14 protein-coding genes and 1 pseudogene are annotated in these 18,691 nt (G+C 39.9%); 13 read left to right on the forward strand and 2 right to left on the reverse strand.

The genetic code is table 11. From position 1 onward, the window contains the following. The first annotated feature begins 3 nt into the window (after positions 1-3). The 8 genes and pseudogenes from J2Z69_RS03370 to J2Z69_RS03410 all read left to right on the forward strand — a co-directional run bounded on the left by J2Z69_RS03370 (position 4) and on the right by J2Z69_RS03410 (position 11,288). Positions 4-327 carry a hypothetical protein gene (locus J2Z69_RS03370; RefSeq protein WP_209859118.1) on the forward strand — a complete coding sequence of 108 codons (324 nt, stop codon included), beginning with the start codon at positions 4-6 and terminating at the stop codon, positions 325-327. A 119-nt stretch (positions 328-446) separates the two neighbouring features. After that, positions 447-1,481 (forward strand): recombinase family protein, encoded by a 1,035-nt coding sequence (locus tag J2Z69_RS03375; protein ID WP_209859120.1) that lies wholly within the window; start codon positions 447-449, stop codon positions 1,479-1,481. Then, complete coding sequence (locus tag J2Z69_RS03380) at positions 1,379-2,116, forward strand: recombinase zinc ribbon domain-containing protein (RefSeq protein ID WP_342591548.1); 738 nt, start codon at positions 1,379-1,381, stop codon at positions 2,114-2,116. The genes J2Z69_RS03375 and J2Z69_RS03380 overlap by 103 nt, the downstream gene beginning before the upstream one ends. Positions 2,117-2,428: 312 nt before the next feature. Next, complete coding sequence (locus J2Z69_RS03385; RefSeq protein WP_209859122.1) at positions 2,429-3,718, forward strand: hypothetical protein; 1,290 nt, start codon at positions 2,429-2,431, stop codon at positions 3,716-3,718. Further along, positions 3,705-4,343: a hypothetical protein gene (locus J2Z69_RS03390; protein ID WP_209859123.1), complete on the forward strand. Its 639-nt coding sequence runs from the start codon at positions 3,705-3,707 to the stop codon at positions 4,341-4,343. The genes J2Z69_RS03385 and J2Z69_RS03390 overlap by 14 nt, the downstream gene beginning before the upstream one ends. Further along, positions 4,340-7,213 (forward strand): AAA family ATPase, encoded by a 2,874-nt coding sequence (locus J2Z69_RS03395; protein WP_209859124.1) that lies wholly within the window; start codon positions 4,340-4,342, stop codon positions 7,211-7,213. The genes J2Z69_RS03390 and J2Z69_RS03395 overlap by 4 nt, the downstream gene beginning before the upstream one ends. Before the next feature lie 40 nt (positions 7,214-7,253). Then, complete coding sequence (locus J2Z69_RS03400) at positions 7,254-9,107, forward strand: serine/threonine-protein kinase (protein ID WP_209859125.1); 1,854 nt, start codon at positions 7,254-7,256, stop codon at positions 9,105-9,107. 98 nt (positions 9,108-9,205) lie between these two features. After that, positions 9,206-11,288: pseudogene (locus J2Z69_RS03410) on the forward strand (thioredoxin domain-containing protein). A 536-nt stretch (positions 11,289-11,824) separates the two neighbouring features. Here J2Z69_RS03410 and J2Z69_RS03415 read toward each other — a convergent pair. Both J2Z69_RS03415 and J2Z69_RS03420 read right to left on the reverse strand, forming a co-directional pair. Next, on the reverse strand, positions 11,825-12,385 hold the full coding sequence (locus J2Z69_RS03415; protein WP_209859128.1) for a beta-class carbonic anhydrase: 561 nt from the start codon (positions 12,383-12,385) through the stop codon (positions 11,825-11,827). 37 nt (positions 12,386-12,422) lie between these two features. Continuing rightward, positions 12,423-12,740, reverse strand: a complete 318-nt coding sequence (locus J2Z69_RS03420; RefSeq protein ID WP_209859130.1) for an iron-sulfur cluster biosynthesis family protein — start codon at positions 12,738-12,740, stop codon at positions 12,423-12,425. 117 nt (positions 12,741-12,857) lie between these two features. Here J2Z69_RS03420 and J2Z69_RS03425 point away from each other — a divergent pair, with 117 nt between their 5' ends. From J2Z69_RS03425 to J2Z69_RS03445, 5 genes are all read left to right on the forward strand, one after another. Then, positions 12,858-14,375, forward strand: a complete 1,518-nt coding sequence (locus tag J2Z69_RS03425) for a carboxypeptidase M32 (protein ID WP_209859132.1) — start codon at positions 12,858-12,860, stop codon at positions 14,373-14,375. Positions 14,376-14,489: 114 nt separating this feature from the next. Further along, positions 14,490-15,167, forward strand: coding sequence for a response regulator transcription factor (locus J2Z69_RS03430; RefSeq protein WP_209859134.1), 678 nt, complete (start codon positions 14,490-14,492; stop codon positions 15,165-15,167). Next, positions 15,164-16,552: a sensor histidine kinase gene (locus J2Z69_RS03435; protein WP_209859136.1), complete on the forward strand. Its 1,389-nt coding sequence runs from the start codon at positions 15,164-15,166 to the stop codon at positions 16,550-16,552. Before J2Z69_RS03430 ends, J2Z69_RS03435 begins: the two co-directional genes overlap by 4 nt. A gap of 75 nt (positions 16,553-16,627) precedes the next feature. After that, the gene (locus J2Z69_RS03440) at positions 16,628-17,746 is read left to right on the forward strand and encodes an ABC transporter permease (protein ID WP_209859138.1); all 1,119 of its coding nucleotides are present in this window, start codon (positions 16,628-16,630) and stop codon (positions 17,744-17,746) included. Beyond that, positions 17,743-18,423: an ABC transporter ATP-binding protein gene (locus J2Z69_RS03445; RefSeq protein WP_209859140.1), complete on the forward strand. Its 681-nt coding sequence runs from the start codon at positions 17,743-17,745 to the stop codon at positions 18,421-18,423. Before J2Z69_RS03440 ends, J2Z69_RS03445 begins: the two co-directional genes overlap by 4 nt. Positions 18,424-18,691: the final 268 nt, after the last annotated feature.

Below are 18,691 nucleotides of genomic sequence, written 5' to 3' on the forward strand. Positions count from 1 at the left end.
AGCGTGGCTGACCTAGATGATGGCAAACATCAGCAAAAAGATACGTCACAGCAGGAAGTAATATTAAATGAAGAAAATACACAAGAGTTGCAGCAAGAACTAAATGATGGCAAAGAAGAGCCGCCACTTGCCATTGAAGATATTGTAAATCCAGGAAAATTTGGAATAACGAACAGCCAAATGATTCCTGCCATGAAACAAGTGATTGCGGATGGCTCAGTAGAAAAGCTGAGGATGCTTCGCTCCATCTATTTGTATTCCTTTGAGAACTCACTAAGGTATCTGAAAAAGTCGGAGCGAGAATTCATTCAAAATAACCTCAAATAGAACAAGCCGGAGCATGGATGGGTCATGTGCTCCGGCTTGTTTTTATTTTGTTAATTTTTCTGACTGTCTTGCGTAGAATGATGCACTTTGGGGAGAGGTATGTCTATCTCGGCCTCTACTTGGACAGTTTGGCTCAATATCTCGATCACATGCTCATGAAATTGCCGCAACGCTTTGCCAGATGGCTGATTAACTTCTTTGATTACATATTCACATTTATTCATGAATTACGCCTCCAAAATTTTACAGTTGTCATATTCGATGATGTGTCATCAAAAATGCTCAACATTCTACTTGGATGGCGGCAAAAATTTAACACGTTTGGAGTAGAAGCTATTATGGAAAGCAAAACAATTAAACACGTAGCCGTTTATTTAAGAAAATCACGGGATGATGGTGAATTTGAAGACGTTCTCTCGAAGCATAGGGATACCCTTCTCGCCTTGGTCGAGAATCGAAATTGGACCTACAGGCTATATGAAGAAGTGGCCTCTGGTGAAAAGATAGAGTCCCGTAAGGAAATGCAGAAGTTACTTCGACATGTTGAAGACAAGCTCTATGATGGGGTAGTGGTCATGGATATTGACCGTTTAGGGCGTGGAGAAAATAAGGATTGGGCGCTCATTAAAGATACATTCTTAAACTCAGAAACGGTCATTATCACACCAAACAAGATATACGATCTAGAAATAGACAATGACGATGTATCATTTGATTTCATGTCTATTTTTGCCCGAATAGAGTACAAAACGATTAAGCGAAGAATGAAGCAGGGGAAAGAGGCAGGAGCGAAGAAAGGCATGTGGACAAATGGAAAGCCACCGTTTCCATACTATTATGATAAGAACAAAAGGTCGGTATTGGTGGATGAAACAAAGCGTCCAATTTATCGAGCGATTGTTGAGAAGTATTTGAATGGAATAAACCTTGGTCATATCGCCATTTGGTTGACGGATAACAAGATACCCACGCCATACAACATTAAGCCGGATGGAAAGAACAAGGCTGGTCAAATATTACGGTTCAACGGTTGCTGGCAAGCGAAATCCATTTGGGCTTCATCACATATGGCAAAACCCGTTCCAAGCGTGGACAGGTGGAATTGGTTCCCGAAGAAGAGCGGATTAAAGTCATGGGAACACATGAAAAGCTGAAAACACCGGAAGAACATGAAGCAATTATGGAGCGGCTGCTTAAGAATCGCATGCTGAATCCAAATTCAAGACGTAACATTTTTCCATTATCAGGCTTACTTTACTGTGAAAAATGCGGTTCAAGGATGAGATTCCGAGTGGGAGAGAACAAGAAGCAGGGGCAGCACTGGAGTGCATTGTGCTATCATCAATACAAAGATGGAAGCAAATGTGAACAGCGGGGCAAGGTAATGGATGCTGACTTCTTCAATGCTTTGTATGACCGGATTATTCATGTAGATCCAAACATTTTACGTGAGATTGAATTGCATGGAAGTAGGTACAATGATACACAGGTCATTATCGAGGTCAAAGAGCAGGAGTTGAAAAAACAGAAGCGGGCGCTGGACAAGCTGCATGAATCGTATGAAGAGGACATGATAACGAAGCAAGTGTTTTTAGAGCGAAAGGCTGTTCGATCAAGGCAGATACAGAAGTTGGAGGAAGAGTTGAAGAATTTGCGGAAGGTTGTAGTAGATGAAGGGAATTACCCGACTGTGGAGCAGATATATGAGCGGATAGGTGAGTTTAGGGAGTTGTGGAGCGCTGCGGTGACAAGTGAAGAGAAGAATCGGGCGTTGAAGAAGCTGGTGTAGCGGATTGTGTATGATTGGGAAGGGAATAGGGTGGAGTTGACGGTTTGTTATAAGTGATTTGAATAGAGAATAAATATTGGAGGCCTCTGGAAAATATTCCAGATGTCTCTTTTTATATGGTACAATATACCTAAATAATTCATCTTAGTAGGATTTGAGCTTTAAAAGTGCCTAGAGAATTGTTACACCATCATTTTAGCGTGAAAAAGAGGTAGTCGTCCTATTAATTATTACTTTTAATTATAACAAACCCAAAGTTAGTGGAAAAATATAATTTTTCATAAAAAAACACTCTATGAAAAGAGGGTCGATTTGGAAGAATTTCTCAAAGAATCTGAAAATATGTTTAATTCTGATAGTCACAGTTTTGAGGAATTGAAAAATGATTATGATTTATCTCATAAGGATATTCTAATGGTCAAAAACATCGAAAAGCATCTTAGATTATTCGATATATTTAAATTGAGAAATTCTCAAATGATAACACTAATTTTAGCAGGAGCAAAAACATTAGCCAGCGAGGCTGGCCGATTTTCAATTGAAGATGCTCAAAACTATTTAAGCTATATTAGCAAGAAGAATCGGGATAAAGTGATCAAAGAACTTTTAGAAAAAGGTTGGATCGTATTTGATGGATTTGATTATGAGATCCCAGGTAAAGTAAGGTCTTTCTTATCTTCTATGTTTCTGTCCTTTGCTAAGGAAAATCTTTCAATGGAAGAGCAAATAAAAACCACTGTTATGCTAGCAGAGTTTGCTGATGAATTTAATATGAATGAAGAGCAAACAGAATCAATTAAGAATATGGGCTTCCGAGAATTGGCAGTCTGGAAAGACTATCTTCATAGAGTAATTCAAAAGAATTCGCGGCGTGAAGTTCTCGAAATCGGGAAACATACTCATGGGATAATAAAAGTTATTAGTGACACACAAAAAAAACTTAATAGCAATCGAAAATTTTTTGGAAGAGAGAAATATGATGAATTTTTTGATTTGACAAGCAATCTTTTAAATTTGACTACGCAAATTCTTTCCATAGCCATTCAATTTCAAAGAGAAAGTCAAAAAGGGTTGGGCGAATTCATTTCTCCTGAAATGATAGAAGCGGCTCTTCTTGATGCGCCACAAGAAATTTTAGCGAGTTTTTCAGAAAAAAACTTTTCGGCACCAAAACATGTATACCAATTAAGAGAAGAAATCATAGATAGTAGGACCAGATCGTTTTTTCAAAATGAAAAAGAGGGGATTATAGCAACGCCACCCCCTAAACCCGTGGATATTATTGAAGAAGAAGTATTTTTAGATCGAATTCAAAATCCTCTAGAACTTTTTTATCAGGAGCTTGTAGTGAAAATGAAATTAAAAGAAGTAGCACCTATGGATGAAATACTCTTTCAAGATATACATAGCTTTGGGCAAGCTATGTATAAGACCGGTCAACTTCTTAAACTGACGCGTGAATTAAGTATCCATGATCCTGAGATTGTGAAAAAAGAAGTATTCAAACTGAAAGTAAACGATTCTTATAAAGAGTTACCAGAAGGCCCTGTAGAAATTACAACAGAGTGTTATGTTTGGAGAGATGAAAATGGATCGGAATAAGGAGTTCATTATTAATCCTGAGGCACAAAGAATTTGCTCAATGTTTCACTATGGTTGGGTTTCAAAAAAAGAAATTGGGACAATTGAAAAAGATATTCGGCTCTTTAGAGATGTTCAAATGTATCTATCTCTAATGGGATATGAACTTCTTAATCCACCAGGGACAGATTGGTATATCATAAGATTAAAAAAAGAATATGATTCAGCCTCGTTTGATTATTTTCATAAGAAAATCAAAGGGTTAGACAGAAGGCACATGGCGCTTCTTACTGTAATTTATACCAAATTAGTCCTTCCTAAAGAACTGCATCATATTGATCCCGAAAGTGAACTGAGTTTGACGATTGATGAAATTGTATACAACTATGGGGCTAAATTTCAACAAGGAAAACAAAGCCCACGAAAAACAATTGAAACCTTGCTTAAACCTCTAAAAAGGCATCATTATATCCTTTTAGAAAAAGGTAAATCAAAAATAACTGTTGGTCCTAGTATGTACATGCTACATAACGATATGTTGATGGATATATGCGATTATGTGATTCAAGGATTTACTGACAGTTTGAATTTTATTAAGAAAATCGAGGAAGAAGAGATCACTAATAATGAGGAGGAGTTATATTGATTAAAGACTTCTCTACTGTATATTGGGGATACCTTCCCATGACAAAAGAACCGTATAAGGTTCATGGAAAAGTTAATGCTTTTATTGGGCCATCAGGCCATGGGAAAACTACAATTTGGGATGGTCTTCGATTAATGTTAGGCGCAAGTCATTTTGAAAGCAAACGAACATTTTCATTCTATGTAAAGAATAGTAATTGGGCCGTAGTGAGAGTAGCATTTTATAACTTACCTGTTAATGGTTTACGCCCTTTTGAATCGGCTAGAAAATTCAAGGATGAAGTTACAGCATGTTGTAGAATTTATAAAAATGATCAAAATTCATGGCAGAGAGATTATTATATCTTTGATGGTGAATTTAACGATCTTGTAGATCTTCAAACGAATACTAAAGCTTACAGCGAAGCAGCACTAAATGTAAGTAAATATCTTCAAACTTTAGAGCAGTGTCTAGGAGTGACTAAAGAGTTTCGGAATCTGATGGCAATGAGCCCTGATACCATCAGGGAAGTTGTAAACTCATCTCCTCGTGAGATTTTCCATTTAATCTTTGATCTTAAAGGTACAAAGGATTATAAAAAACGCTACGATGAGAGTAAAGAAAGATTAAGCGTACAAGAGATATCCATTGAACGAGCAGAGGAAGAAATGGAACAGGCACAATCTCGATTTGAAGAAACCAAGCAAAAAGCGCAAAAGTTCCGCCTCTATCAGACTAAAGAAAAAGAAGTGAAGGAAATCGAACTTAAACTCATTAAGCTCGAATATTTTGAATCTCAGAATACATTGAAGGCAACAAATGAGGAAATAATTCAGGTTATTGACAATGTTAAACTTGAAACTGACAAAGTAAATGAGTTAAGTGTACAAGTAAAGTTTAAGGAAAAAGAAATCGAACAACTGAACACGGAGTATAATCGATGGGATAAGTTTGAGGAGCAAGCTAATCATGATATTACCCATCACACTAGCGAAAAAAGAGTGAAAGACACTAATATTAAGACTCTTGTCGAACAAATTAATGAGTTGAAACTCATTGAACCCCAAAGTATTGATTATTTAGTACAACTAAATGATGTTCTTGTAGAGAGCTTGGATCAGAAGAAGATAGATTTTTCTCAAGTAAGGATTAAACTTTTTGAACTGAAGCAAAAGCTCTCTGATCTAGAAAAAGATTTCCTACCTTACAGAGAAGATGCTAGAAAATTCCGAGAAATTCTTGAAAAGAATAAAATCCCATTCATAATGCTCGCTGATGCTATCAATGTGAATCCGGAGATGAGTAAATGGCAAGAAGCAATTGAGGCTTATATTGGAAATAATCGTTTTCGTATCATTGTGGAACCAGAGAATTATCTTCCTACAAAAAAACTACAACAAAGGGCTAGATACGGTGCTCGTGTTTCTTTACCAAACAAAGGGAAAGATTTTTTGGTGAGAAAAGTTGTCCCTTATCCGAGTATTCGCTCAGCCATCAACATCAGCCACCAAGAAAAGATCGAGGGCTTTTTGAAAAACTTGAGCCAAGTGTATCTAGTTGAAACGGTAGAAGAAGGCCATGCACTGCAAGCTAAGGGCATAGAGAGTGTTACAATCGAAGGTCTCCTTCAAGATGGTGATGGAGCGATTCATCTTAAGTATCACAGCCTTTGTTGTGGGAAATTAGCCATCGAAGAAGAGAAAAAAAGAACCAAAGAACTATTATCAATTCAAGAAGAGATTTTCAAAAAACTAGAGGGAGATATTCATAAGTGTCAAAGTGAATTAGATGAAGTAAACACAGCTATTATAAATCAAGAGCTGTTGGCAAAGTTACCTGAGATGGAGAGTTCTTATCATTTGATTCTAGATGAATCAAAAATGCTATCAGATTTGATTGAGGAAGCAATAAAGCAAAAAGACCAGGCCAAAGAGAAAAAAGAGGAAATCCGAAAAAAAGAGCGTAATGCAGGGATAGAACAATCGGTATTTAATGAACAAAAGACTCAGGCATTACAAAAGATGAATGAACTTTCTATGAAACATGATGTTTTACAAACTAGATTGAATTCTCTTGCTTCACTTGTACAACAAGCATTGTCACAAGTGAAGGCACTTGGGCTAAGCGACGACGATGTTGCATTTATTTTTTATGAGGTACAGGGAAGTGCTTTTAGAGATAAACTAGGAAATTTTCTTACATCAAAGGAGATTCAGCAGAGGTTAAATGCGCTACGTCAGGAAAAGGTAGAACTTTATGATTCTTCAATAAATGATGAAGTTGTCCGTTTAGTTGAAGCTCAGGAAGGACAGGTGGAGTTACTAATACGGAATTTACAAGGACTGAAAGAAGATAGAAATGAGTTAGAACGTACTTGCAATGATTTACTGTTTCAATTCCGTGGTCATATAAAAGAGATTATGAAAGAGTATATTTCTGAGTTTGAAAACTTAGCAGATTTGCTAAAAGCTTCAACTAAAGGAAGATTGGTCGAAATCACACCTGAACCTGAAACCTGGGAGATTCATTTGTTTATTGGTTACGATGGGAAGGAGCCAGTTGCAATCGACGGCCCAGATCTCAGTTCAGGTCAAAAAGCCAGTACCAGCTTAATGATTTTGTTAGCAGCCATAAGTGACAATAGTAACGGGCGAACAGCGCCAATCATGTTCTTGGATGAACCAAAAGCCCGAGTGGATGATGACCGTGGCAATGAAATCGGACAACTTTTACAAATTACCGATATCCAGTATTTTATTACACATCAACAAGGAGAGTCATTAAAAACTATTGATTGGATAGATCATGCTTTTACTTGTAGCGCTCGTGAGCCGGACAAACAATTTGCAAACCCCCTTATATTAAAAAAACATGCTAGGAGAAGTTTTTAATAAGCAATCAATTAGAAGGTAGCAAAGAGGTGGATATATCATGATTTTAAATCGTATCTTCAAAATTGACGAAAATCATGCTGGATTGGAAGTAAGTAAAGCATATAAAGACTATCGTTTTCCGGTAGAAATGTTGGCGAACGGACAAAATTACCATGGTATAGATAATACTTTAAATAAACCTCATGGTAAAAAAGAGTTATTGAATTATATAATTAAGTTGCTCTCAAAAGGTACAAAGCAATATGATCCATTTGTTAATCAAGTTCTTCAAACTTATTCATGGCAGGATTTAAATGATGCTCTAGAAATTCTTTTGATTGATGGGGTCATACAAGTAATCTTTAAAAATCAAAAGCCTCGAAAAAGTATTGAATGGCTTCCTAAAATTATAAAACTTGACCCTAGAGCACTGGAGGATTTATCTAATGAGGTGCCAGACTTCAATGTGGAGTTACTTAAATTAACAAACATGATAGATAGGTTGATATATAAAACTAAAAATCCATTAAAAGAAAATATATTGAAATGGATAAAAGATGTCGAGATCAAAGATCAAAATGATGTATCAATTGCCGATCGAAATTCCTTTAAAAAATATAAGTCTATTATCTTAATATGTGCTTACTACATTAGTTTGGAGGAGTCTGAACAAAAAATACCTTTACGCTATTTATCAAATCAAATTTGGAATAAACCTAAGGTATTAAGTCTCTATAAGGACGATGTATTATTTTTAACTGGTTTGACTTTGAAAGAACTGGATTCGATACTTCTCCCTGACCTCAATGGAAACTTAGACTCGCCTTTAATAATGATTTCACCTCTCGAAGACTTTCAAGCAATAATAACTTGGATATCTAACCTCGAGGTTTGTAATATTAACCATAACGAAATATTGCTTTCTATTAATAATATGGATGATAACGTTAAAACTATTCTAAAACTTATTGGAGTTCAAAATTCTATTTTCGAGAGTTTTTTATTGACCTTTACTGTATTGAAGGAAAAACTTATAAAGGAAAATTATTGTGAGGCACAATTGTTTATTTCTAACGATTTAGATAAAGAGATTATAAAATTAAGAAAGAATATATTGAAAATAGAATATGTGAGGCAGCAATTTGAATTTATAGTTTTAGAGGAACTTGGTAGGGGATCTTTTGCTGTAGTTTATAAAGTATTTGACCCGTATACAAATAAAATTGTTGCTTGTAAAGTGTTATTCCCAAGCAGTCATTTTAAGCGAGCTTACAAAAATGATGGAACGGAATATATATTACGTTTTAAAAGAGAAGTGAAACTTCTTTCAGAAAAACTACATCATGAGAACATAGTCACAGTTGAGAAAATCCATTTGTTAGGTTCTCCTTTTTGGTTTACTATGCCATTAGCGAATTATTCACTAGACAAATGGTTGAAGAATAATCCTAACGCTTCTGAGGAGCAGCGCATTAAAATATTTAAAAGTATTGTATCGGGAGTGAAGTATCTTCATGGGAAAAAGAAATATCACCGTGATTTAGCTCCTAAAAATATTTTAATTTATGAGATGGGAGAAAAATTAGAAGTGAAAATTGCTGATTTTGGGTTAGCTAAAGATCCAGAGTCCCATACTTTACATACAGGTAAATCAAAACATGGTTATGGTCATGAGGATTTTACTGATCCTGAACAGCTAAATAGTTTAGCGGACTCTACAAATCTCTCTGATATATATTCACTCGGAGCACTTTTGTTTTATTTGTTGACCAGTAAACTTCCTAAAAAAATAAAATATGTTCATGTCACTTGTGAAAAAGTGATTTTGAGGGCAATGGATAGACGGAATCGACGTTATCAATCAATTTCCGAGTTTGAAAGTGAGTTAGTTGAATTCTATCCCAATATCTGAATGAAACTACTTTTTATCTTCTGAAAGAATTCTACCACCACCAATTGGGTAAACTAACCCTAAGCAATACTTTACCCAAATCCCATTGAAAAGTGTTGATGCTCCACAACAACTCAAAAAGAACCAATAAATTAGCCAAGGAATAGTCGCAGTATTTTAACTGGTTCCCTTGGTCCGAAGAAGCTTTTGAAGTCGCGAAGCGCGACAACAAGCCGATCCTCTTATCTATTGGGTATAGCTAGTTGTAGATTCACACGTACCTGCCATTGGTGCCACGTCATGGAGCGGGAATCATTTGAAAATGAAGAGGTAGCGAAGCTACTCAACGACAACTTTGTGTCCATTAAAGTGGACCGGGAAGAGCGTCCAGATATCGATAATCTGTATATGGCCGTCTGCCAGACGTTAACAGGGCAGGGGGGATGGCCCTTAAATGTGTTGCTCACGCCAGACCAGCAGCCGTTTTATGCGGGGACGTATTTTCCAAGGCGGAGCATCTTAGGGCGGATGGGGCTCATGGATATGCTGGAGCAAATTCGAGACCGCTGGCAAAAGGATCAGCAGGGAATCGTCGATCTAAGCACCGAACTGATGGAAGAAGTGAAGCAACATACGCTAACGTCACACACTGGCGAAGTACATGAGGGGTTACTGCACGAAGCCTATGAGCAGTTCATCAAGCGCTACGATTCGGTATATGGTGGCTTTGGATCTGCACCGAAGTTCCCGAGTCCGCATAATTTATCTCTTTTGTTAGCCTATGGACGAGCCTATAATCACGCGGAGGCTACTCGAATGGCTGTACATACGCTCGATTCGATGTACCGCGGGGGTATTTACGATCACGTCGGATTTGGGTTTGCGCGATATTCGACGGATGAGCAGTGGCTTGTGCCCCATTTTGAGAAAATGCTCTATGATAATGCATTGCTAGCGATTGCTTACCTAGACGGGTATCAAGCGACGGGAGAGCAGAAGTTCGCTGAGATTGCGGAGACTATTTTCACTTATGTACTGCGCGATATGATTTCACCGGAAGGGGCGTTTTATTCAGCGGAAGATGCGGATTCGGAAGGGGAAGAAGGCAAATTCTATGTGTTCACCCGAGAAGAAATAGAGCAGGTATTGGATCTGGAAGATATGCACACGTACTGTCACATCTATGATATTACGCCAGAGGGCAACTTCGAGAGTAAGAACATTCCCAATCTCATTCATCCATCGCTTGAAGAGGTGGCTGCTGAGCGGGGGTTGTCTTTACTAGGACTTGAGACGCTTCTCGAAGAATGCCGCACTAAATTGTGGGCGTATCGTGAACAGCGAGTTCACCCTTCTAAGGATGATAAAATACTCACGGCTTGGAATGGATTAATGCTTGCGGCTCTAGCTAGAGCTGGTAAAACTCTACAAAAACCTGTATATGCTAATGCCGCAGCACGAGCCGCGGAGTTCCTTTGGCAGCATCTCCGTCGGGAGGATGGACGTCTACTTGCGAGATTTCGGGAAGGTGAGGCGGCTTATGAGGCTTATGTAGATGATTATGCCTACTTACTTTGGGGCTGTTTAGAATTGTTTGAGGCTACAGGTCAAGCCCTTCATTTGAAGCGGGTGTTGGAATTAAAAGATAATCTATTCCGCTTGTTTTATGATGAGCAAGATGGAGCTTTTTACTTCAGTGGTCGTGATGGAGAACAACTGCTAACCCAGAGCAAAGAAATTTATGATGGTGCCTTGCCTTCGGGGAACTCCGTATTGGCTGTACAATTGAATCGCTTGGCAGCAATTACACAGGATGCTGATCTTCAGATCGTAGGTGGTAAGTTATTAGAGGCTTTTGGAGGAACAGTAAGTAAATATCCTACAGGTTACTCGATGTACTTGCAGGGGGTACTTCACCAAGTCCAAGGAAGCAAAGAAATTGTAATTAGTGGCCGAGCTGAAGATCCGATGCTGCATGAAATGATAAGTGCAGTGCAAATTGCTTATTTACCCGGAGCTGCGCTGATTGTGAACTATCAGGGGAAGCAAGGGGCGGATCTACGCATGATCTTGCCTCATTTGGAAGACAAACCAGCAATTCAAGACCAGGCTACGGTATATATTTGTGAGAATTTTGCCTGCCACGCACCTTTAACGACGCTGGAAGCTTTAAAAGATGAACTGGCTTGGCATGTTAGTTAACATGCTACTATTCAAGTGAGTTATGAATTAAAATATAAAACGTGTCTTTAAAAATATAACGTTCACTGTGCATCCTCTCTATGTATCCTATAATATGAACACGACCTTAATTCGTTAATTGGATTGTCCGGGTTTTAAGGGTAGTTTAAAAGAGACACTCATACTTAACTTGCAAAAAGATGATTTCTGAATTCCTCAGAAGTCATCTTTTCTATGTTAATTGGTAGCTATCGGAATTATAGTAAAATATATAACAATTCTAATCACGAGTTCTGAATTTTGTTAGAGTCTGACAATAGAACACTCGTCTCATCCTTCATATGCTCATATGAATCTTAAATCAACTAAAATAATCCACTGTAATCTAGCTGTTCCCCAGAAATTATCGATAAGCAACCCAACCCAACCCAACCCAACCCAACCCAACCCAACCCAACCCAACCCAACCCAACTCAATTCTACAAAAACAACAAAAAAGCACAAAGCTCCAAGAGCCTTGTGCCATTACATATCATCATAGTTTTGCCAGATATCTCCTACTCACGCCCGTCCACAACTAGGTCTAATGCGCCTGTAGTTGAATCGATAATCATACCGTGTACGGGCAGATTAGGTGGAAGTAGAGGATGGTTTTTAATGATTTCAACGGTCTGGATTACACCTTCTCTCTCGGTGTTGAATCCACGCAACCAGCGTTTGAGCTTAATGCCGGAATTCTCTAATGTAGAGAATACTTCGGGGGAAATTCCACGTTTATGCATCGATTCAATCATTCGGTCTGAATTAATGGTGGACATACCGCAACCAAGATGACCGACAACAATTACTTCTTCCGCACCTAATTCATAAATGGCTACAAGGACACTACGCATAACACTTCCGAATGGTTGGGAAATGATGGCGCCCGCATTTTTGATGATTTTGGCATCCCCATTTTTAAGGTTCATCGCTTTAGGAAGAAGCTCTACCAAGCGAGTATCCATACAGGTCACAATAGCAAGCTTTTTATCTGGAAATTTGTCGGTGATATAAGACTCATAATCTCTTTGCTCAACAAAACCCTTGTTGTAATCTAGAATCTCCATAATTTTATCCATCGTCCGATATCCTCCTCGAAATTAACATGCATTTAATTTAACGTGCGTCAACAATCTTAACATTTCTACTATAGACCTGGGAATCCCCTTCAAGGCGGAAAGAACTGTCTAGAGGATCACCTTTAATTCTAAGGTTCTCTTCATAATAAATGGCCCGCTGTCCATCTACCCAAAAAGAAAAGATATCATTCTGAATAGGCTGATCATGTGGTTGCGGCTGACTGACAATCTGGAATGAAGTAATGCCATCACATCCGCAGCCTTCGGTATCGTAGAGCAGCCGAATTTGGCCGGGTGAATCTCCAATCTTAGCTGTAAATATGCGAACGGCATGATCATCTAATACGACGTTCATGAAATAGGACCCCTTTCTTTAGAAGAATAAATAAAAACTAGCCTCAAAAGTTGATTATACGTATTGTAATAAGTATCATCAAGAGGAGCACCCAAATTGTAGAATGAGGTGAAATGAATGGCACAAGCAGTTGAACAGACTTTAGATTCATTTACAGCATTAAATAAAAAGATTAGAAACTATTATGAAGCGGTAGGATTGATGGCTTGGGACCTTCGCACGGGGGCGCCTAAGAAAGCTGCGGAATCCCGTTCGGAGACGATCGGACTGCTATCTACTGAGGCTTTTAAACTTGCAACATCCGAAGAAATGGGCCAATATTTATCAATTCTTAATCAGCCTGATGTTCTAGCTCAACTGGATGATGTGAATCGTCGCATCGTGCAGGACGTGCAAGAAGAATATGATCGGAGCATCAAAATTCCTGCCGAGAAATACGAAGAGTTCGTTGTGTTGACGACACAGTCCGAGACGTTGTGGGAAGACTTTAAGCACCGTGCTGACTTTGCAGGCTTCGCTCCTTACCTGACGAAGATCGTAGCTAAATTGCAAGAATTCATTGATTATTGGGGTCCCCGCGCTACTCGGTATGATACGTTGTTACATATGTATGAACCGGATCTTACAACAGTAAAGCTCGATCAAGTATTTGCACAGCTTCGGGACCGACTAGTTCCACTAGCAGAATCGATTCGTGCTTCAGAACATCAACCGCAGACGAAGTTCCTAGATCAATTGTTCGATAAGGAGCAGCAGAAGAAATTCAGCATTTTCTTGTTGGAACAAATCGGATATGACTTTGATGCAGGGCGGATTGATGAAAGTGAGCATCCTTTTCAGACCACACTTAATCTTGGAGATGCCCGCATCACGACCAAATATCTTCAGGACGACGTAACGAGTGCTATTTTTAGCTCCCTTCATGAAGGCGGGCATGCTCTGTATGAACAAAATGTAGATCCGAAACTGGCCGGAACGCCACTGCAACAAGGAACTTCGATGGGCATCCATGAATCGCAGTCTCGCTTTTGGGAAAATGTCATTGGACGTAGTCGTCCATTCTGGGATCGTTATTATGGTGATCTACAGCGTCATTTCCCAGAACAGCTGGGTGATGTGAAGCTAGAAGACTTCCACCGCGCAGTGAACCGTGTGGAGAATTCTCTGATTCGGATTGAAGCGGACGAACTGACGTATAACCTTCATGTTATTATTCGCTATGAGATTGAAAAACAACTTTTCAACGACAACCTAAGTGTGGACGATCTACCTAAAGTATGGAATGAGAAATATGAAAGTTATCTAGGAATTGCTCCTCCTAACGATGGGGTGGGCGTGTTACAAGATGTTCACTGGTCGGGCGGAAGCTTCGGCTACTTCCCTTCCTATTCACTTGGTAATATGTATGCGGCTCAGATTGCCCATACGCTGAATAAACAATTCCCGAATCTGGATGAACTCATCGCGGCGGGTAATTTCGCTCCGATTAAGGAATGGCTTACTGATAAAATCTATAAGTATGGTAAAAGCCGCAAACCACAAGAAATTATTAAAGAAGTGACAGGTGAAGATCTCAATCCTGATTATCTTGCCGAATATCTGGAACAGAAATACAAAGCCATCTACGATCTGTAAGTATAAAGATGCAGAAGGAAGGCAGGAGCAGGAATTTGGCATAAGCCAAGGTCCTGCTCCTTTTCTTAGTAGGATATACTAATCTTAATAAGCATGAGAAAGAAGGGGTAGGAAGTGAGGCGGATTCTAATCGCAGACGATGATCTACACATTCGTACACTGCTAAGGCATGTGTTGACACGTGAGAACTATAAGGTCATCGAAGCAAAAGATGGACTGGAAGCGACCGAAATACTTAAAGTGAATCCTGTAGATTTAGCAGTTATCGATATAATGATGCCGGGAATGAACGGTCTGGAACTGTGCGAATACATAAGGGAAAATTACGATCTCCCTATCATATTATTGACTGCCAAAGATCAGCTACCGGACAAAGAACAAGGCTACAAGCGAGGGACGGATGATTATGTAACGAAGCCATTTGAGCCCGAAGAACTCGTATACCGAATCAAGGCTCTATTTCGCAGGTATCAGGTCGCCGCAAGTGCAATTATTCATTTGGGAAGATTGACGATCGACCGCAACAATTATGAGATTACAGAGGGTTCATCGGTGATTCTTCTTCCCTTGAAGGAGTTTGAGTTATTAACGCAGTTGGCGGAATATCCAAGTCGTCTTTTTACAAGAGAAGAATTGATTCGTCTAATCTGGGGAGAGGACTATGAAGGAGATGAACGCACAGTAGATGTGCATATTAAGAGACTAAGGCAGCGTTTCTCGGCGTATCAAGCAGATTTTGCGATTCAGACGATCCGCGGAGTAGGGTACAAGCTGGAGGTTATGCACGTATGAAATCTTTGTATAGCCGGGTTTTTTGGATCACAGTCGCAACGGTGATTGTAAGTAGTCTTCTTGGTTTTCTACTCTCGAACATTTATTATCATGTCAAGCTCAAGCCTTTCAATGACGAGAAACTGGTGAAAGTTGCGGGGAGTATTCAGACATTTGCGGAGCAGCATCAAAATGTGGCGGAACCGTACTTAAAGAGTGTTGCAGATTCGGGGTATGAGATATTCATGACAGATGGCTTGCGACATGAGCAATATTATGGAGGAGCTTTCAGAGAAAGAGACTTGACCGCAGAAGCTATCCAGCAAGTGCTTAAAGGGACCATTTATCACGGCGTAGGCCAGTTTCCTAACAAGCTGTTTGTGACTGGATTTTTTGATAACCGACTAAGCAACACGATTGGTGTTCCTCTAATGTTAGAAGGCAAAGCCTATGCCCTTTTCATTCGTCCTGATGTTTTGCTTCAATTCGGTGAACTGAGGATCTTCTTCGCACTGATTCTTGGATTTGCGGTGCTGTTCAGTATTTTGTTCTTCCTCCTGAGTACACGGTATCTTGTGAAGCCGATAACCAAATTGACGGAGGCAACGAAGCGAATTGCACAAGGCCAATATAATCTGGCACTGCCTGGCCGTAGAAGAGATGAAATTGGTCAGCTGGCTGCTAATTTCACCATCATGAGTAAGGATTTAGAACGTGTCGAACAATCGAGGCAGGAGTTCGTATCGAACGTCTCTCATGAAATACAATCGCCGCTTACATCCATTCAAGGGTTTGCTCAAGCGTTGAACCGGCCCGAAATTACCCCAGATGAATATAGCCACTATGCTTCTATTATTACGGAAGAAGCTCGACATTTATCACTACTTAGTAAGCAGCTTCTACAGCTCTCTTCCCTAGATCAAGCGGCTCATCAGCTCGTGATGAAATCTTTTAAGCTTAGACCTCAGCTTAGACAAATTGTTCAGGCCCTAGAGTGGCAGCTTAGTGAAAAAAGCCTATCGATCACCATAGAAATTCCAGAAGATATGTGCGTTTGTGGAGATGAAGTTCTTCTTTCTCAGGTCTGGACCAACTTATTATCCAATGCCGTGAAGTACATCCCGGAAGGTCGCTCAATTCGTATAAATGGGTCAGAAGCTGAGCGAATGAGTATTATTGAAGTTGCGGATACAGGGGAAGGAATAGATGAAGAACAGCAAAAGCGCTTGTTCGACCGCTTCTACAAAGGAGATGCATCCCGTGAAAGAGCATCGGGCAGTGCGGGACTGGGTCTATCTATTGTAAAAAAAATTATACAGCTGCACGAAGGGACCATAGAAGTGAAGAGCAGAGTGGGGTATGGCACGACCTTTATCATAAAACTGCCGATGCTCAAACCGAATTAGGCAGATGTAATTTGTTGTTCATCCATTGTTCATGTTGGCTCCCTATACTGTGAATATACAGAGGAGGGAAACAATATGTATCTGGCACTTCGAGAAATGAGATTTGCAAAGACGCGATATGCTCTAATTATGACGATGCTCCTATTAGTGTCATTCTTAGTATTGTTCGTAACGGGGCTTGCGCGGGGATTAGCTTATGCCAATGCATCATCGGTTGAGAATATGCAGGCTGATTATTTTATGCTCCAAAAAGGATCGGATTCCCGCTTTAGTCGTTCAGATTTAAGTGAGAATGCTCTCCAAGAAGCACAGCAAATTGTAGGCCAAGATAAGGCCGCATCACTGAACCTTCAAATGACCAATGTTACAGCAGAGGGTAGTGACCAAAAGCTAGATGTTACGATGTTTAGCGTGGATAAAGGAAGCTTCTTGGCACCAGAGAAGATCAGTGGCCAAGCTTTTGCTGATCTTAAGTCGGGCTCCGTTCTTGTAGATCAGAAGCTGGAAGACTCTGGTGTGAAGCTGGGTAGTCAGCTTAGGGATACAATGACGGGAACTACATGGACGGTGGGCGGATTTGTTAACAATGAATCATATAGCCATACACCTGTAATATTCATGAGTCCTGATGGGTGGAAAGAATGGAGACAGCAATTCATCACAAGTAAAAATGCAGGTACACTTAATCATGTGAATGTAGTAGCAATCCAAGGTGATAAAGCTCTTGTGGATCAAGTGAAGTCAAAGGTGCAGAGTGTGGATGTCATTACGAAAAAAGCCGCGATTTCTGCGATCCCAGGATATAAAGAAGAGCAAGGTTCCTTGCTCATGATGATCAGTTTCTTATTCGTCATTTCAGGATTCGTTCTTGCCGTATTCTTCTACATCATTACGATTCAGAAGACCAGCCAGTTTGGTATGCTTAAAGCGATTGGTACGCCAACTAAATATTTGGCAGGTAGTGTGATTGGACAAGTAATGTTCTTGACACTATCCAGCTTGCTTTTAGGAATATTAGCCGTCAAAGGAGTGGGTATGCTGCTTCCTGCATCTATGCCATTTCAACTAAGTGGGACGACGATGTTCTACACCGGAGCTTTGTTCGTGGCTATGGCCTTACTCGGTTCAATTATTTCGGTCTTAAAAGTAGCTAAAACAGACGCTTTAGATGCCATTGGGAGGGTTGCCGCATGACTTCAGCCAAACTCGTACTCGATCAGATCACACACAAATATGGTGACGGAGAGTCTAGTCTTACCGTTCTGAATAAAGTATCTTTGCAGGTAGAACCTGGAGAACTAGTAGCGATTATTGGGCCATCTGGGTCGGGTAAAAGCACCTTTTTATCTATAGCGGGAGCGCTTCTTACCCCTACACAAGGCAAAGTGTATGTAGATGGGATCGATCTTAGTGGACTAGGTGAGCAGGAGCTGACCAAGCTGCGCCTTCAGCAGATTGGTTTTATTTTTCAGAGCGCAAATCTTATACCTTACCTGCGGGTACAAGAACAATTGATGTTAGTAGGCAAACTTGCTGGGATGGACAATAAAGATGCGGCCATTCGCACACAGGAACTTTTACAAAGACTGGGTCTATCCGAGCGCAGCAAATACTATCCAGATAAATTATCTGGGGGAGAGCGTCAACGGGTGGCTATCGCGAGGGCTTGGATGAATGATCCAGCCGTAATGTTTGCGGATGAACCTACTGCAAGTCTGGATGGTTCCAGAGGCCATGATGTCGTGGAGATGTTAGCCACACTAGTCAAGAAAGAGGGGAAAGCCGCTGTGATGGTTACTCATGACGAACGCGTACTTCCTTTATGTGATCGAGTATTAAACTTGGAGAATGGTGTGCTCACAGCAGGCTAGATGGCTTTTTTACCAGTTAATTTTATAGACTATCACAACATAATATTGTAGTTCAAAGGTCAGGTGGATATTGCCACTTGGCCTTTTTGTATTAAGAACACTCTGGGCACCTTCAACCTCTTCCTAATATTGATTTGGTCCTAGTAAGGTTTCGAAACAAGCTTAAACTTGAGCATGAAAATGGTTGCAAATTATCTGCTTTTAACCTTTTGATAGAGGTGAGCATACAGTGGACTATGGGCTGGATATTTACAGCTTACAGCAGACG

It is taken from the genome of Paenibacillus shirakamiensis, assembly GCF_017874255.1.
Classification (GTDB): Bacteria; Bacillota; Bacilli; order Paenibacillales; family Paenibacillaceae; genus Fontibacillus; species Fontibacillus shirakamiensis.

What these genes read in the sequence shown, in the direction of transcription:
- J2Z69_RS03445 (WP_209859140.1), top strand. Translation starts at nt 17,743, where the DNA reads ATGACTTCAGCCAAACTCGTACTCGATCAGATCACACACAAATATGGT.
- J2Z69_RS03435 (WP_209859136.1), top strand. Translation starts at nt 15,164, where the DNA reads ATGAAATCTTTGTATAGCCGGGTTTTTTGGATCACAGTCGCAACGGTG.
- J2Z69_RS03425 (WP_209859132.1), top strand. Translation starts at nt 12,858, where the DNA reads ATGGCACAAGCAGTTGAACAGACTTTAGATTCATTTACAGCATTAAAT.
- J2Z69_RS03415 (WP_209859128.1), bottom strand. Translation starts at nt 12,385, where the DNA reads ATGGATAAAATTATGGAGATTCTAGATTACAACAAGGGTTTTGTTGAG.
- J2Z69_RS03400 (WP_209859125.1), top strand. Translation starts at nt 7,254, where the DNA reads ATGATTTTAAATCGTATCTTCAAAATTGACGAAAATCATGCTGGATTG.
- J2Z69_RS03390 (WP_209859123.1), top strand. Translation starts at nt 3,705, where the DNA reads ATGGATCGGAATAAGGAGTTCATTATTAATCCTGAGGCACAAAGAATT.
- J2Z69_RS03420 (WP_209859130.1), bottom strand. Translation starts at nt 12,740, where the DNA reads ATGAACGTCGTATTAGATGATCATGCCGTTCGCATATTTACAGCTAAG.
- J2Z69_RS03440 (WP_209859138.1), top strand. Translation starts at nt 16,628, where the DNA reads ATGTATCTGGCACTTCGAGAAATGAGATTTGCAAAGACGCGATATGCT.